This window comes from Nocardiopsis trehalosi NBRC 14201 (genome assembly GCF_001552555.1).
Classification (GTDB): domain Bacteria; phylum Actinomycetota; class Actinomycetes; order Streptosporangiales; family Streptosporangiaceae; genus Nocardiopsis_B; species Nocardiopsis_B trehalosi.
This window is the reverse complement of record NZ_BCRK01000035.1, coordinates 1-16596: the sequence shown is the minus strand read 5'-3', so window position 1 is coordinate 16596 and position 16596 is coordinate 1. Positions and strand designations below refer to the sequence as shown.

Genomic DNA, 16596 nt, shown 5'->3' with positions numbered 1-16596 from the left:
GACCGGGCACCCGCCCGGAACGCAGTGGGGGGACGGCCGCCCGGCCGTCCCCCGCGGCGTGCGCGCCCCCCGCCGATGCTAGGTTCGGACACGCGGCGGACGGCCCGCGCCCCAGATGGGCGCGTACCGGCCGCCGCGTGTCGATGGTCGAAGGGCCGGAGCCGCCCGCGGCCCGGCGACGGGGGAGAAGAACCACGGTGAAGAGTGTCGAGCCTGAGGTCCACCTGATCGCGCGTCCGCAGCTGGACTACGACGAGGTCGCCCGCTACCTCGCCGACGTCGGCGGGCAGAGCTGGCTGGAGCGGCTCGACCGCGGCGAACTGGACACCGCGCTGAACGACCCGCAGAACCTCGCGGAGTTCGCCGGGCGGCTGTGCTACCGCTCGTGGGAACCGGGCCTCAACCCCAATGTCACGCGCGTCCGCACCGACCAGGACGCCTACCTCACCAACATCCTCGCCAGCCTGCACGGCTCGGTCCTGGAGCACGTCAGCTTCAGCTTCGTGCTGCACAACGTGAGCCGCGTGCTGACGCACGAGCTGGTCCGGCACCGGCCCGGCGTCGCCGTCTCCCAGGAGTCGCTGCGCTTCGTCCGCCTGACGGACCTGCCGTTCTGGTTCCCCGAGTGGGCCAAGGACGACCCGGAGCTGATGAAGCGCGCCACCGAGATGCTCACCCGCATGGAGGAGTTCCAGCTCTGGATGGCCGACCACTTCGGCCTCGACGAGGACGGCAAGAAGTTCGCCGAGAAGAAGCACCGCACCTCGTTCATGCGGCGCTTCGCCCCCGAGGGCGTCGCCACCGGCCTGGTGTGGACGGCCAACGTCCGCACCCTCCGCCACACCCTGGAGTCCCGGACCGCCCCGGGCGCCGAGGAGGAGATCCGCCTCCTGTTCGGCCGCATCGGCGAGGTCATGCGCGCCGAGGCCCCGGCCCTCTTCGGCGACTTCCAGGTCACCGACGACGGCTCCTGGGTCCCCGAGTACCGCAAGGTCTGACCCCCCGACACCCCGGAAGGGGCCGCGACCGTCCGGTCGCGGCCCCTTCCGCGTGCGCGGGGCGGGTCGGGTCAGCAGCAGCGGGAGCCGGGGTCGGTGTCGCCGCGGTCGATGTGGCGGCGCCAGAACTCCCGCTCGCCCATGGGCGGGGTGCCGGGGTGCACCCGCGTGTGGTGCTCCAGGTAGATCTCGTAGGCCCGCTCGCCGCTGATGCCGCGCACCACCTGCCAGGCGTCGCGCAGGCCCGCGGCGAGGCGCGCGCGCAGCCCGGTCGGGCCGCCCTCGGGGGAGGGGGCCCGGCCGGAGGGCGCGCCGCTCACGAGTCGGCCGCCCCCGGACCACCGGCGCCGGACCCGGCGCGCTCGCGCATGATCTCGCGCTCCTCGCGCGTGGCGATCAGCCCCGAGGGCGCCCACAGCTTCGACGGCGTGTGCGGCTCCTCGGTGGTGGGCAGGTCGCCCCCGGCGCGCAGGGCCTTGATCCACACCCGGCAGGCGTCGGCCAGGATGATGATGATCAGCACCGCGAACAGCGCCGACAGAACGCCGTCGACCGTGGTGTTGGTGACGACCTTCTGCATCGCCTCGACGTCGGGGGCCGAGCCGAAGCTCGTCTCGCCGTCGGCCAGCGCCTCGGCGTACTGCGCCCGCTGCGCGAAGAACCCGATCGCCGGGTCGCTGGAGAACACCTTCTGGTAGCTCGCGGTCAGCGTGACCACCGCGTCCCAGGCCAGCGGGATGATCGTGATCCACGCGTACTTCGCCCGCCCCGACTTGATGAGCAGGGTCGTGGCCACGGCCAGCGCCACCGCCGCCAGCAGCTGGTTGGCGATGCCGAACAGCGGGAAGAGCTGGTTGATGCCGCCCAGCGGGTCGTTCACGCCGGCCCACAGGAAGTAGCCCCAGCCCGCCACGATGAGCGCGCTGGTCAGCCACAGGCCCGGCTTCCAGCTGACGTCGCGCATCGGCTTGTAGACGTTGCCGAGGGTGTCCTGCAGCATGAACCGGCCCACGCGGGTGCCGGCGTCGACCGTGGTCAGGATGAACAGCGCCTCGAACATGATCGCGAAGTGGTACCAGAACGCCATCATGGCCTGGCCGCCGAAGACCGCGGAGAAGATGTGCGCGGCGCCCATGGCGAACGTCGGCGCGCCGCCGGTCCGCGACAGGATGCTGTTCTCCTCGACCGCGTCGGCGGTCTGCTGCAGGGTCTCGGGTGTCACGCTGAACCCGAGCTGGGTGACCGCCGCCGACGCGCTCTGCACGGTGTCGCCGAGGACGCCGGCCGGCATGTTCATGGCGAAGTACACGCCCGGGTCGAGGATGCACGCCGCCACCAGCGCCATCACCGCGACGAACGACTCGGTCAGCATGCTGCCGTAGCCGATCATCCGGACCTGCGACTCCTTCTCGATGAGCTTCGGCGTGGTGCCCGAGGACACCAGCGCGTGGAAGCCCGACAGGGCGCCGCAGGCGATCGTGATGAACAGGAACGGGAACAGCGCGCCGGCGAACGTCGGCCCCTGCCCGTTGAAGGCGAACTCGGTGACCGCCGGCAGCCGCAGCGACGGCCAGGCGAAGATGATCGATACCGCCAGCAGCACGACCACGCCGACCTTCATGAACGTCGACAGGTAGTCGCGGGGCGCGAGCAGCATCCACACGGGCAGCACCGAGGCGACGAACCCGTAGACGATCAGGCCGAACGTCAGCTCGTTGTGGCTGAACAGGAACATCTCGTGCAGCGTGGGGTTCGCGTTGATCCAGCCGCCGCCGATGATCGCGAGGAGCAGCAGGACCACGCCGATGGCCGAGGTCTCGATGACCTTGCCGGGCCGGATGTAGCGCAGGTAGAAACCCATCAGCAGCGCGATGGGGATGGTCATGATCAGCGAGAACGCGCCCCACGGCGACTCCGCGAGCGCGTTGACCACCACCATGGCCAGCACCGCGAGCAGGATGACCATGATGGCGAGCACCGCGATCAGCGCGGCGATCCCGCCCACCGGGCCGATCTCCTCGCGGGCCATCTGGCCGAGGCTCTTGCCGTTGCGGCGCATCGAGAAGAACAGCACCACCATGTCCTGCACGGCGCCGGCGAAGATGACGCCGAGGATGATCCACAGCGTGCCGGGCAGGTAGCCCATCTGCGCGGCCAGCACCGGGCCCACCAGGGGGCCCGCGCCGGCGATCGCCGCGAAGTGGTGGCCGAACAGCACCCGCCGGTCGGTGGGCGTGAAGTCGGCGCCGTTGTCGATCCGCTCGGCCGGGGTGGCCCGCGTGTCGTCGACGCGCAGCACCCGGTAGGTGATGAACCGGGCGTAGAAGCGGTAGGCGATCGCGTAGCTCGCCACCGCGGCGAAGATCAGCCAGGCGGCGGAGATCTCCTCACCGCGCGACAGCCCGACGACGCTCCACGCCACCGCGCCGACGACGGCCACCGCGGCCCACACCAGGATGCGCGCGGGCGTCCACTTCGGCGGGGTGGGACTCGAACCTGTGCGGGCCGTGCGTGTCGCCACGGCGCACCCCTTTCCATTCCGCGTCCGGCGGCCCGTCGTCCGGCGGGCGCGCCGGTCGTGCTCTCGACGCGGCCATCGTGGCACCCCCGACAGCATGGGTCGATGGCCGCTCGGCCGCGATTTAATCACGTCTTAACACCCGACGTGATAGCGGCTAACGCGGCGAGCGTAGCCAGGAATGTCCGCGTGTGCCACCTAAAGGGCTGATCCTCCCTATTTGGGGGGTTCGCGGCGCGGTCCGCGCGCGCCGCGGCGGACGCCCCCCGCCCTCGCCCGCTTCCCCCCGGGCCGTCGGCGCGACCCCCGCGCACCCCCTCCCGGGCCGGTCGCGGCCGCCGCGCCGCCGCGGCCCCACCCGCCCCGGGACCGTCCCGGAGCCGTCCCGGGCCCCGATGCCGCTGGTCGCGCGGCACCGCACCGGCATGGGGTGGTGCGCCGCCGGGTAGGCTCGCTATCCGGACACGAGGGAGGTGGGGTGGCGAACCAAGAGTCCGCGGCGCGCGACCGCGTCTGGACGGTCCCGAACCTGCTGAGCATGCTGCGCCTGGTCGGCGTGCCCCTTTTCCTGTGGCTCGTGCTGGTCCCACAGGCCGACTGGTGGGCGCTCGGCGTGCTCGCGTTCGCGGGCGTCTCCGACTGGCTCGACGGCAAGATCGCGCGGGCGTGGAACCAGACCAGCCGGCTCGGCGTGGTGCTCGACCCGCTGGCCGACCGCCTCTACATCTTCGCGGCGCTGTTCGGCCTCGTCATGCGCGGCATCGTGCCGTGGTGGCTGATGGCCGTCCTCGTGCTCCGCGACGTCCTGATCGTGCTGGCCATCCCCGTCCTGCGGCACTACGGGTACGGCACCCTGCCGGTGAACTTCGCCGGAAAGGCCGCCACCCTCTGCCTGCTGTACTCGTTCCCGCTGCTGTTCCTCGCCGCATACCAGGGCATCGTCGGTGATGTGGCGCAAATCGTGGGTTGGGCGTTCGCCATCTGGGGAACGGCTATCTATTGGTGGGCCGGACTGCTGTACACAGTCCAGGGTCTGCGGCTGATCCGCCAGACCCGTCGGGCCGACCGTCCGTCCGCCGCGGGTGCAGAGCACGCGGTGCGTCCGGCGGCCACGACCGGCCTTCCCGGAGCCGATCCCGGCGACCCCGGCGCGGACACCCCGCGCGGGCCCGACGGCGGTCACTCCGGGCCACCGCCCAGCGACAGGAAGGGAGCGACGTCCCCACCATGAGCACGCGCCCGAGGGCGATTCGCCGTCAACCGCACGAGGTCGGGGGGTGGCCCCGGTGAAGGCCGTAGTCATGGCCGGAGGCGAGGGCACGCGCCTCCGCCCGATGACCGCCAACCAGCCCAAGCCCCTGCTGCCCGTCGTCAACCGCCCGATCATGGAGCACGTGCTGCGCCTGCTGAAGCGGCACGGGTTCGAGGACACGGTCGTGACCGTCCAGTTCCTCGCCACGCTGATCCGGAACTACTTCGGTGACGGCGAGGAGCTCGGCATGAACCTCCACTACGTCGCCGAGGAGGTGCCCCTGGGTACCGCCGGCAGCGTGAAGAACGCCGAGGAGCACCTGCGCGGCGAACCGTTCATCGTGATCTCCGGTGACGCGCTCACCGACATCGACCTCACCGACATGGTCCGCTTCCACCGCGAGAACGGCGCGAAGGTGACCATCGGCCTCAAGCGGGTCGCCAACCCGCTGGAGTTCGGCATCATCATCGTGGACGAGCAGGGCCGCGTGCAGCGGTTCCTGGAGAAGCCCACGTGGGGCCAGGTGTTCTCCGACACCGTCAACACCGGCATCTACATCATGGAGCCCGAGGTCCTCGACGAGGTCGCCGAGGGCGAGGTGGTCGACTGGTCGGGCGACGTCTTCCCCAAGCTGCTCAAGGACGGCGCGCCGCTGTACGGCTACATCGCCGACGGCTACTGGGAGGACGTCGGCACCCACGAGAGCTACCTCAGCGCGCAGGCCGACGTGCTGTCCGGCAAGGTCGACGTCGAGATCGACGGCTTCGAGGTGTCGCCGGGCGTGTGGGTGGCCGAGGGCGCCGAGGTCGACCCCGAGGCGGTGCTCAAGGGCCCGCTCTACATCGGCGACTACGCCAAGGTCGAGGCCGGCGCGGAGCTGCGCGAGTTCACCGTCCTCGGCAGCAACGTGGTCGTGCGCTCCGACGCGTTCGTGCACCGCAGCGTGGTCCACGACAACGTCTACGTCGGCGCCAGCGCCAACCTGCGCGGCTGCGTGATCGGCAAGAACACCGACGTCATGTCCGGCTCGCGGATCGAGGAGGGGGCGATCGTCGGCGAGGAGTGCGTCATCGAGTCCGACGCGTTCGTCTCCAACGACATCAAGGTCTACCCCTTCAAGACGATCGAGGCCGGCGCGGTCGTCAACGCCAACGTCATCTGGGAGTCGCGCGGCCAGCGCTCCCTGTTCGGGCCGCGCGGGGTCTCCGGGCTGATCAACGTCGAGATCACCCCCGAACTGGCCGTGCGCCTGGCCAGCGCCTACGCCACCACGCTGAAGAAGGGGTCGGTGGTCACCACCTCCCGGGACGTCTCCCGGGCGGCGCGCACGCTCAAGCGCGCGGTCGTCAGCGCGCTCACCGCGAGCGCGATCGACGTCCGCGACCTGGAGGTCGTGCCGCTGCCGGTGGCCCGCTACCACACCTCGCAGAGCGGGGTCAGCGGCGGCATCAGCCTGCGCACCTCGCCGGGCGACCCGCAGTCGGTCGACATCCTGTTCTTCGACGAGCGGGGCGCCGACCTGTCGCCGGCCGGCCAGCGCAAGCTGGAGCGGGTCTACTCCCGCGCCGAGTACCGGCGCGCGTTCCCCGGCGAGATCGCCGAGCTGTCGTTCCCGTCCCGCGGCGTCGAGAACTACGCCCACGAGCTGCTGCGCCGCATCGACACCTCCGGGGTGGACGAGGCCGGGCTGAAGGTCGTGGTCGACTGCGCCGGCGGCAGCGGGTCGCTCATCCTGCCCTCGCTGCTGGGCCGGATCGGCGTCGACGTGCTCACCGTCAACAACCGGCTGGACGAGGCGTCGCCCACCGACACCCTCGCCAAGCAGATGCGCGACCTGGAGCGCATGGGCGACCTGGTGCGCTCCTCCGGCGCCGACTTCGGCGTCCGGTTCGACCCGGTGGCCGAGCGGCTGTCCCTGGTGGACGACAACGGCGAGCTGATCGACAACGACCGCGCCCTGCTGGTCGTGCTCGACCTGGTGGCCGCCGAGCGCCGGAGCGGCCGGGTGGCCCTGCCGGTCACCACCACCCGGGTCGCCGAGCAGGTGGCGGCGTTCCACGGGGTCGAGGTGCAGTGGACGCCGACGGCCACCGACGAGCTCACCAAGGCCGCCAGCGCCGACGACATCGTGTTCGCGGGCGACGGCCGGGGCGGCTACGTGCTGCCCGAGTTCTCCCGGACCGGCGACGGCATCGCGGCGTTCGTCCGCCTGCTGGGCCTGGTCGCGCGCACCCGGCTGTCGCTGAGCCAGATCGACCGCCGCATCCCGCAGGCGCACCTGCTGCGGCGCTCGGTGCCCACGCCGTGGGCCGTGAAGGGCAGCGTCATGCGCGCCGTCGTCGAGGCCGCCGAGGGCCGCGAGATCGACACCACCGACGGGGTGCGGGTCATCGAGGCCGACGGCTCCTGGGCGCTGGTCCTGCCCGACACCTCCGAGGCCGTCACCCACCTGTGGGCGGAGGGCCCCGACTCCGACACCGCGCAGCGCCTCCTGGACGAGTGGGCGGCGGTGGTCGAGCAGGCCGAGGGCTGATCCCGCGCCCCGGCCTGCCGCCGGGGCCGCCACCAGCGGACACCGCCTCCGCCCGCCCCCGTGGGGCGGGCGGAGGCTGCTGTTCCGCGTGGTTATGGTTTAGAGTCGAGTGTTCCCGCACCGGCGGCCGCCGGGCGGGCCGGATGCCCGGCGCGGCCGGGGTTCGCGGAGTCGGCGTGTGGCCGAGGGCGGGGGATGGCACCATGTGAGGACCGCGAGGCGGACCGGGAACATCCCACCGGCGCGCCCCGTTTTCGAAGTGTGGGTGGCCGAACCGTCCGGCCGCCAGGCGCACATGACAACCAGCCGAATCAAGCACCGCCCCGTGCGGTAGGAGGCCGAGCCGACCTATGTCGAGCGTTTACTGCACACAGTGCGGTCACGCCGTTGCGGATGATGCCCGTTTCTGCTCCAACTGTGGTTCCCCCATCCGCGCGGGACAGGAGGGCGCCCGCTCCGAGCGGCGCGGCGACTCCGTCGGCGAGACCACGTCCACCATCTCGATCTCGGGCATCCAGGCCCTTGAGGCCGAGGCCGACGCGGCCGAGGAGATGGCGGGCGACCAGTCCAACGTCGACGCCCTGCCCCCCGGTACCGCGCTGCTCGTCGTCAAGCGCGGCCCCAACGCCGGCAGCCGGTTCCTGCTCGACAGTGACGTCACCACCGCCGGTCGCCACCCGAACAGCGACATCTTCCTCGACGACGTCACCGTGTCGCGGCGGCACGTCGAGTTCTTCCGGCGCGGCAACGGGTTCGGTGTGCGCGACGTCGGCAGCCTGAACGGCACCTACGTCAACCGCGAGCGGATCGACGAGGCCGAACTCGGCGGCGGCGACGAGGTCCAGATCGGCAAGTTCCGGCTCGTGCTGCTGACCAAGCCCCGGCGGTGAACCCGGCCTGATAGGTCCGGCCCCTCCAGGTTTGCGCGCCCCCTCCACCGGACAGCCTTGTAACGAGCACCACCGGCACGGCCCCGGCGGCGGGGGCGGCAGGGTCGTCCGGCCGCGCCGCGCGGCCGGTGCGCGCCCGCCGGTCCGGGCCCGGTCCACCCGGGCCCGACCCGGCGGGGGCGCACCTCGGCGGTGTACCGTGAAAGGACGGAACGTACATCCTGGCGAGTGCCCAGCCGGCACGACGAGTCGTGGGACGGAGCCGCAGTGAAGCACATGGAGGTCGTCGGCGTCCGGGTCGAGATGCCCTCGAACCAACCGATCGTCCTGCTCAAGGAGTCCGACGGCGAGCGCTACCTGCCCATCTGGATCGGCGCGGTCGAGGCCACCGCCATCGCGCTCGCCCAGCAGGGGGTCATCCCCGCGCGCCCGCTCACGCACGACCTCTTCCGCGACGTGCTCGACGCGCTCGACGCCAGCCTGAGCACCGTCAACATCACGTCGCTGAGTGACGGCATCTTCTACGCCGAACTCGTGTTCTCCAACGGCGTCGAGGTCAGCGCCCGCCCCTCCGACTCGATCGCCCTCGCCCTGCGCACGGGTGCGCCCATCTACGCGCACGACGACGTCATCGACGAGGCCGGGGTGCCCATCCCCGACGAGCAGGAGGACGAGGTCGAGAAGTTCCGCGAGTTCCTCGACCAGATCTCCCCCGAGGACTTCGGCCGCACCACCTGATCCGCACCCCGGGGCCGCGCCCCGGTCGGCCGCCCCGCAGGCGGCCGTGCGCCCCCGCGCCATCGCCCGCCCCTCGCGGTCCCGCGCCCGTTCCGCGCCTTTGCGACCCCGCCCCGGTACCGGCGCGCCCTCCGCCGCCGCGTGGCCGCGCCGGTAGGAGCCGCCGTCTCCACCGCCCCCGTCCCGAGCCGGCGTCCCGCCCCGCGGGGCGTGCCCCGCAGGGCGGCGACGGCGATGCGTCCGCCCGGCGGTCCCGCGTCGGTGCCGCGCGCCGCGCCCTCGCCGCTCACCGGGTCCTCCACTGCCGTTCCCGTGTCCGGGGCGGCGCCGCCCCGCCGGGGTTCAGCGCGGCCGGGCGGTGGGGGCCGATCGGAGCGCGCGGCGCACGGGCGGCAGGAGGAGCAGCACGGCGGCGGCCGTGCACCCGGCGACGGCCGCGAGGGTCCCGAACGCGCCGACCGCCGTCCCCCAGGTGATCACCTGGAGTGCCAGCGGGTGGGGCGCGGCGGCGAACCAGCCGAAGGCGGCCTCGGCCTCCGCCGAAGCGGTCGCCGCGAACCCCAGGGCGGGCACGGCCGCGAGGGCGGCGGCCGGCCACGGCGCCCCCGCCCGGTGCCCGCCGGCGACGGCGGCCGCCGCCCCCGCGCACCCCGCGACACACCCGGCGGCGAGCGCGTTCGGCCACAGCGGTGGCGCGGCGCCCGCGACCTCGGCGGCGGCGAGTCCGCCGGCGGCGGTGAGGGCGCAGCCCGCGGAGAGCAGCAGGACCAGGCGGACGCCGAGGAGGGCGGCGGCGCGGGACGGGAGGCGGCTCGACACGCCGCGCATCCTAACGGGCGCGGGGTCTCCCGTGCGTCCGGAGGGCGCGGCGCCGGGGGCGGGCGCGGGCGATATTGCCGTGCGGGCGCGATCGGCGGCCATTCTCCGGGGGAGTGCGGAAAAGGCAAGACGCACGTTCGCCTCGGCGTGTCGCGGCCGGGGTTATTCCATTCCGACGTGTCCGGTTATGCGGGTATTGTCGTCTACTGTGCGGCAATATTGAGCCGTATGTCCCGCTCAACAGGCCCATTGCGGTAGTGTCCGCGCGATTCGATTTTGGCTACACTCGCGCTTGTCGGGATATCCCGACGGGCGTCGACGCCATTTCCGGAGAATGCATATCCCCCGGCGGCGTCCGGTGTTCGGCCGCTTATTCCGCGTCCATTCCCGGGGCGGCCGCCCCGGGGATCGGGCGCGGGAGCACCCGCGATCCGGACCTCCTCGGCGGCCGTCGCCCGGCGCGGGCGGGGCGCCGGTGGCGTCCGGTCCGCGCCGGGGCCGCCGCGCGGTCACCGGGTGGGCCCGGCCCTCGCGTGGCAGGCCCGGCCCGGTGGGCGGTGGCGGGGCGCCCGGCAGAGGGGCGCGCCACCACGCGGCGCCGGGGGAGAGGGGCGCGTGGGCGGCCCGGAACGGAGGTGGGCGGTGCGCCACTACGACGTGGTGGTCATCGGGGGCGGCATCATCGGGGCGTGCGCGGCCGAGGCGTTCGCCCGCGCCGGCGCGTCGGTCGCGGTCGTCGACACCGGCGCGGCGGACGGCCCGCCGACCCTGCCGGTGCCCGCCGTACCGCGCCCCTGGGAATGGGCCGACCCCGGACTCGCCGCGTGGCTCGGCGGCGCCGCCCAGCGGGCCGCCGCCGACGCCGACCGCCTCGGCGGCGATACACCGATCGCCGGGCGTGCCGCGCTGCTGTGCGCCCTCGACCGCACCGCCGCCCGCACCCTCGCCGCCGCCGGTCCGCTGCCGGACGCCGCCGCGTGGCTCGACCCGGACGACCCGGCGGTGCCCGCCGCGCCGCGCGCGGCGGGCGGGCGCCTCCTGCTCACCCCGGACGCCCCGCACCTCGACCGCGACCGCTACCTCGCCGCCGCTCGGTCCGCCGCGACGGAGGCGGGCGCCCACTGGTGTCCGGACACCCCCGTCCGCGCCCTCCACCCCGCCGGACGTGCCGGGCGGCTGCGCGTGGTGACCGCCGCCGGTGAGGTCGCGGCGGGCAGGGTGGTCGTCGCCGCCGGGGCGCGCACCGCGCGGCTGCTGCCCGGTGCGCCCGTCGCGGCGCGCCACCGGGTCGCCGTCCACCTGCCCGGCGCCGCCGCACCGCCGTGGACCTACGCCGACGCGGACCTCCTGGTCGCCGCCGGCCGGCACGGCGGTGTCGTCGTGGCCGCCACCGCGGGCGGTCCGGTGGCGACCGCCCCCTTCGGCGGCGCCGACCCCGCCGCCCCCGGCATCGTGCCGCTGCCGTCCGGCGCCCCCGCCGCGCCCGCACCGCCCGGCGCCGCCGGCGCGGGGCCCGGGGCCGTCCTCGTCCCGTCCGCCGCGGGGGCCGACCTGGTGCGCAGGGCCGCCGACCGCACCGGGCTGGACCTGCGCGCCCGCTCCGGGCGCGCCGCGGTCACCGCCGTCGCGGTGACACCCACCGGGCGGCCGCTCATCGGCGCGGTCCCCGGCCTGCCGGGCGTGCACGTCGCAGCGGGCTACGGCGACCACGCCGCGGCCGCCGCCCGCCGCACCGCCGAAGCGCTCGTCGGCGAGGTCCTGCACGGCGACCGGTCCGCCGTCCCGGACGCGCTCCGGCCCGAGGCGGCGCACCGCCGCGCCGGAGGGGACGGACCCGCCCTCCCCGTCCCCGCGCCGCGTCGGCGCGGATCGCCGCGGTCCGGGCGGTGCGCCGCGCGCACCACGCCCTGACCCGCCGCCCGACCGACCGCACCCGACCCGAGGAGCCCGCCGCATGATCCGCGACACCCCGACCATCGACCACCTCATCGTCGCCGCCCGCACGCTCGACGCCATCCGCGAACGGCTCTACTGGGAGTGCGGTTTCGGCCTGGTCGCGGGCGGCCCCCGCTCCGACGGCCTGACCCAGCACCTTGTGCCGTTCGACGCGCCCCACTGCCCCTACCTGGAGGTCTACACCGTCCACGACGAACGCCTCGCCAAGGAGCGGCCCAACGGCCGCACCCTGCTCGACGCCACCACCGACGGCCCCGCCGCCCTGCTGTGGGCGGCCGCCGTGCCCGACGCCGCCCGCACCGCCGCGCGGCTGCGCGTCCTCACCGGGGAGGACCCCGGCCTGCGCCGCGGCGCGTCGGTGCGCGCCGACGGCGAACGCCTCCCCTGGACCGAGGCCGGGATGGCCGCCGCCCGCCGCCGGCCCTGCCTCCCCTTCTTCCAGACCTGGCACGACCGGCCCACCCGCCGGGCGCGCCTGCCCCGCGAACTCGCCGCCGCCGGGCACCGCTGCACCCCCCTCTCCTACACGGCCCTCGAGGTCGAGACGACGGTGGACGACCTCGACGCCTGGCTCGGCACCCCGGCCGCCGACCTCGGCGTGCGGGTCCGCCGCACCGTGAGCGACCGCCCGGTCGCCGCGACGATCGCCACGGACGCCGGTCCGGTCCGCCTCGGGTTCGACCGGTGACCGCAGCGCCCACAAGGAGGAGGAGAGCGCACATGACGACCACCGAAGACACGCGGACCGCGGTCCGCGGACCCCTGTCCGCGCTGACCCGCGCCCCCGAACGGATCGCGTTCGTCGACCCCGACGGCGAGACGTCCGCCGGCGCGGCCCTCGACCTCGCCTTCGCCATGGGGCGCGCGCTGCGCGCCCTGGGCCTGGGCCCCGGCCGCATCCTGGCGACCATGGCCCCGGCGTCCACCCGGGGGCTGCTGCTCACCCACGCCGCCCACCTCGTCGGCGCCGGCGTCGCGCACGTGCCCGACGCGCTCGCCCCCGACGTCCGCGAGCGGCTGCTCGCCGAGATCGGCCCCGCCGCGCTCGCCGTCGACCCCGCCCACTGCGCCGACCTGGCGGAGGAGCTGGAGGCGGCCGAACGCCGCGGCACCCGGGTCCTCACCCTGGGCCCCGCCAAGACCGGGGAGGACCTGCTGGCGCTCGCCGACGACCAGCCCGGCGACCCGTTCGCCCCGCTCGCCCGCCTCGGCGACCCCAGATGGATCGGCCTGACCGGCGGCAGCACGCGCACCCCGCGGCCCGTCCTGCGCCGGTTCCGCGCCGCCGACGTCCACGCGACCGTGCCCGCCCCGCCGCAGGGCGGCGGCGCCGCGACGTTCCTCTGCCTGGAGCGGGTCGACGCCCGCGCCCGCGCCATGGCCGACGCCGCCGTCGCCAAGGGCGGCACCGTGGTGTCGCTGCCCCGCGCCGAACCGGGGGAGGTCCTCGCCGCCGTCCAGCGGTGGCGGGTCACCCACGTGCTGCTCATGCCGTCGGCCGTCGCCGAGCTCGTCACCCACCCGGCGCTGGCCCGCACCGACGTGTCCAGCCTGCGGCAGGTCATCCCGTCCGGCGGCCCGATGCCGCCCGCGCTGCTGCGCGCCGCCGTCGACCTCCTCGGCCCGGTCCTGCACCCCTGCTACGGGCAGAGCGAGACCGGGTCGATCAGCATGCTCCGCCCCGACGACTACCGCGACGGCGACCGCGCCGCCATGCGCAGCGTCGGCCGCCCGCTGCCCGGCGTCCAGGTCGCCGTGCGCGACCACACCGGCGCCGACCTGCCGCCCGGCCGGGCCGGCGAGGTGTGGGTGCGCACCGCCGCCGCCATGGACGGCTACCTGCACCGGCCCGAGCCGACCGCGCGCGTGCTGCGCGACGGCTGGGTCGACACCGGCGACATCGGCGCGCTCGACTCCGCCGGCCGGCTCACCCTGCTCGGGCGCCGCAGCGAGGCCCTGCGCGTCGGCGGGCGCACCGTGTTCCCGCGCCAGGTCGACGACGTCCTGGCCGAGCACCCCGACGTCATGGAGGCCGCGACGTTCGACGTCCCCGGCCCCGGCGGCGCCGTGCTGCACACCGCCGCCACGCTCGCCGACGGCGCGGACACCACCGGCGAGGCGCTGCGCGCCTGGCTGGAGGACCGGCTGCACCCGCCCTACGTGCCCGAACGCGTCATCGTGGTGCCCCGCATCCCGGTGACCCATGCCGGCACGCACGACCGCGGCGCCCTGCGCCGCGCCCACCGCGCCACCGGATGAGGCGGCGGGGGCGGACGGTCCTCAGTGCGCCGTTCGTCCCCCCGATTCCACTTCGGGCTCACCCGCCATCTATCCAACCTCAACGCCCTTGACGCACCATCGATGCGCCATGTCCCTGAGCGGATGGACGCCACGTATGCCGATGACCGACCAATCCCCCTCGTACAACAGACGCACCTTCCTCGCCCTCACCGGGATCAGCGCGGCGTCGTACGCGCTGGGCACCGGCGTCGACGCGCACGCCGCGCCGACCCGCGGCGCCGTCCCCGACTCCCCCTACCGCCTCGGGGTGGCGTCGGGCGACCCCGGCTCCGACAGCGTCGTCCTGTGGACCCGGCTGGCGCCGGAGCCGCTGGCCGAGGACGGGCACGGCGGCATGCCGCGCCGCGACTACACCGTCGAGTACGAGGTCGCCACCGACGACCGGTTCCGCCGGGTGGCCAAGCGCGGCCGCGCCGTCGCCCGGCCCGACCTGGCCCACGCGGTGCACCCGCACGTCAAGGGCCTGGAGCCGGGCCGCGAGTACTTCTACCGGTTCCGCGCGGGCGGCGAGATCAGCCCCGTCGGCCGCACCCGCACCGCGCCCGCCGCCGGCGCCCGGCCCGAGCGCCTCGCCTTCGCCATGGCGTCCTGCCAGGCGTGGTACCACGGGCACTACACCGCCTACCGCGACATGGCGGAGCAGGACCTGGACCTGGTGCTGTTCCTGGGCGACTACATCTACGAGTACGGCATCACCGCCGCCAACCTGTGGCGGCAGGGCACCGGCGCGCTCGGCTCGGCCCACGCCGCCGCCACCCTCACCCTGGAGCAGTACCGGCTCCGGTACAGCCTCACCCGCACCGACCCGAACCTCCAGGCGGCGCACGCCCGCGCGCCGTGGCTCGTCACCACCGACGACCACGAGGTCGAGAACAACTACGCCGACGAGGTGTCGCAGTACGGCGCCGGCCCCGAGGACTTCCGCCGCCGCCGCGCCGTCGCCTACCGCGCCTGGTACGAGAACCAGCCCCTGGGCGACGCGTCGCTGCCGTCGGGCCCCGACATGCGCCTGTACCGGCGGGTGCGCTACGGCCGGCTCGCCGAGTTCAACGTCCTCGACACCCGCCAGTACCGCGACCCGGTGCCCGCCGACGGCGGCGTCCCCGACGGCGACCACACCGACCCGCGCCGCAGCATCCTCGGCGGCGACCAGGAGGAGTGGCTCTACGCCGGGCTGCGCGCCAGCCGCGCCACCTGGAACGTCCTCGCCCAGCAGGTCGTCATGGCCCGCATCGACCGCACGGTCGGCTCCGGGACCTCCTACAGCATGGACCAGTGGGACGGGTTCACCGCCAACCGGCAGCGCCTGTTCGACGTGCTCACCGAGCACCGGGTCGCCAACCCGCTCGTGCTGACCGGCGACATCCACCGGCACGCCGCCGCCGACCTCAAGGCCGACTTCACCGACCCCGACTCCGCCACCATCGGCACCGAGCTGATCACCACCTCGGTCGCCTCCGACGGCGACGGCGCCGACACCGACAACCTGGCGCCCATCTGGCTCGGCAACCCGCACGTGCGCCTGTACAACGCCCGCCGCGGCTACGTCCAGGTGGACATGACGCCCACGGAGGTCACCTCCGACTTCAAGGTCATCGACCAGATCGAGGCGGACGACGGAGGCACCGTCACCAGCGCCGCCCGGTTCGTCACGGAGGCCGGCCGCCCCGGCCTCACCCCGGTGAGTGGAGGCACCCAGTGAGCCGCAGCCCCAAGCCCGTGACCGGCCTCGCCGCCGAAGGGCGCATCGGCGCCATCGACCTCACCTGGGACCTCGCCGCCTGGGAGCCCCTGGTCGACCACTACGCCGTGCACGCCGGGGAGAGCCGCCGCGTCGACATCAGCGACGACACCCTCGTCGGCAAGACCGTCTACGGCCGGCTCACCCACGACACGCTGGGGCCCGAGGCGCGGACCCGCTACTACAGCATCGTCACCGTCGACGCCGCCGGGCGGCGCAGCCGCCCCACCGCCGCGGTGCGCGGCACCTCCACCGAGTCGATCGTCGTCGGCGGCACCCCCGTGGCCACCGTCGGCGCGTTCGACTCCAAGAGCCTGGAGCTGGCGCTGGCCCCCTCCGGCGGCCAGTCGCGCTTCCTGTCGACGTTCCCGAACGGGGTCGACTTCACCCACGGCAGCAGCGACCCCGCCGCCGACTGGTCCTACCTGCACCCCGGCCCCTCCGACTCCTGGGCCGGCCGGCGGTCGCACACCTTCCGGCTGCACTTCGAACTGCCCGACGCGCCGGGGGACGACCTCGGGTTCGCCATCTGGCTCATCGACACCCACGCCACCCTCGCCGGGACCGCGGTCATCGCGGTCAACGGCACCGACACCGCCGACGTCGCCTTCGAGGGCGGCGCCACCCGGGGTTCGCTGGAGGGCGACGCCACCGCGCCCGGCACCGCGCTGCGCCCCTCCTTCGTCGAACTCACCCTGCCCGCCGAGCGCTTCGCGGCCGGGCGCAACACGGTCTCCATCACCAAGACCCAGGGGTCCTGGCACGCCTACGACGCCGTCGGGGTGTTCCGCCTCGACTGACCGACCCGCCGCCGCCCCGGCCGCGCCGCCCCGCCGACCCCGGCGGGACG

The 16596-nt window shown here is 74.7% G+C and carries 13 protein-coding genes; 10 read left to right on the top strand and 3 right to left on the bottom strand.

Annotation, left to right across the window (positions count from 1 at the left end; all coding sequences use genetic code 11):
- Positions 1-197: 197 nt before the first annotated feature.
- On the top strand, positions 198-998 hold the full coding sequence (gene thyX / locus NT8_RS09115) for an FAD-dependent thymidylate synthase (protein WP_067966268.1): 801 nt from the start codon (positions 198-200) through the stop codon (positions 996-998).
- 71 nt (positions 999-1069) lie between these two features.
- Here the strand turns inward: thyX and NT8_RS09110 are convergent, their stop codons facing one another.
- Positions 1070-1318, bottom strand: coding sequence for a YbdD/YjiX family protein (locus tag NT8_RS09110; RefSeq protein WP_245646096.1), 249 nt, complete (start codon positions 1316-1318; stop codon positions 1070-1072).
- Positions 1315-3519 (bottom strand): carbon starvation CstA family protein, encoded by a 2205-nt coding sequence (locus NT8_RS09105; protein WP_245646095.1) that lies wholly within the window; start codon positions 3517-3519, stop codon positions 1315-1317. Before NT8_RS09105 ends, NT8_RS09110 begins: the two co-directional genes overlap by 4 nt.
- Positions 3520-4054: 535 nt before the next feature.
- Between NT8_RS09105 and NT8_RS09100 the strand changes: the two genes are divergently transcribed.
- From NT8_RS09100 to NT8_RS09085, 4 genes are all read left to right on the top strand, one after another.
- Positions 4055-4747 carry a CDP-alcohol phosphatidyltransferase family protein gene (locus NT8_RS09100; protein WP_067966315.1) on the top strand — a complete coding sequence of 231 codons (693 nt, stop codon included), beginning with the start codon at positions 4055-4057 and terminating at the stop codon, positions 4745-4747.
- 55 nt (positions 4748-4802) lie between these two features.
- Entirely contained in the window at positions 4803-7301 is a 2499-nt protein-coding gene (locus NT8_RS09095) for a mannose-1-phosphate guanyltransferase (RefSeq protein ID WP_067966313.1), read from the top strand.
- 350 nt (positions 7302-7651) lie between these two features.
- A complete protein-coding gene (locus NT8_RS09090; RefSeq protein WP_067966266.1) occupies positions 7652-8191 on the top strand; it encodes an FHA domain-containing protein in 540 nt (179 codons plus the stop codon).
- A gap of 267 nt (positions 8192-8458) precedes the next feature.
- On the top strand, positions 8459-8929 hold the full coding sequence (locus NT8_RS09085; protein WP_067966264.1) for a bifunctional nuclease family protein: 471 nt from the start codon (positions 8459-8461) through the stop codon (positions 8927-8929).
- Between the two features lie 342 nt (positions 8930-9271).
- Here NT8_RS09085 and NT8_RS09080 read toward each other — a convergent pair whose 3' ends face one another.
- Positions 9272-9748, bottom strand: a complete 477-nt coding sequence (locus NT8_RS09080) for a hypothetical protein (protein ID WP_067966262.1) — start codon at positions 9746-9748, stop codon at positions 9272-9274.
- A 642-nt stretch (positions 9749-10390) separates the two neighbouring features.
- On the opposite strand from NT8_RS09080, the gene NT8_RS09075 reads away from it, so the two are divergent.
- The 5 genes from NT8_RS09075 to NT8_RS09055 all read left to right on the top strand — a co-directional run bounded on the left by NT8_RS09075 (position 10391) and on the right by NT8_RS09055 (position 16546).
- Positions 10391-11659, top strand: a complete 1269-nt coding sequence (locus NT8_RS09075) for an FAD-dependent oxidoreductase (protein WP_067966260.1) — start codon at positions 10391-10393, stop codon at positions 11657-11659.
- 43 nt (positions 11660-11702) lie between these two features.
- On the top strand, positions 11703-12392 hold the full coding sequence (locus NT8_RS09070) for a VOC family protein (RefSeq protein WP_067966258.1): 690 nt from the start codon (positions 11703-11705) through the stop codon (positions 12390-12392).
- A gap of 32 nt (positions 12393-12424) precedes the next feature.
- Positions 12425-13963 (top strand): class I adenylate-forming enzyme family protein, encoded by a 1539-nt coding sequence (locus tag NT8_RS09065; protein WP_067966256.1) that lies wholly within the window; start codon positions 12425-12427, stop codon positions 13961-13963.
- A gap of 142 nt (positions 13964-14105) precedes the next feature.
- Positions 14106-15707: an alkaline phosphatase D family protein gene (locus tag NT8_RS09060; RefSeq protein ID WP_067966310.1), complete on the top strand. Its 1602-nt coding sequence runs from the start codon at positions 14106-14108 to the stop codon at positions 15705-15707.
- Positions 15704-16546: a polysaccharide lyase family protein gene (locus tag NT8_RS09055; protein ID WP_067966254.1), complete on the top strand. Its 843-nt coding sequence runs from the start codon at positions 15704-15706 to the stop codon at positions 16544-16546. Before NT8_RS09060 ends, NT8_RS09055 begins: the two co-directional genes overlap by 4 nt.
- Positions 16547-16596 lie beyond the last annotated feature (50 nt).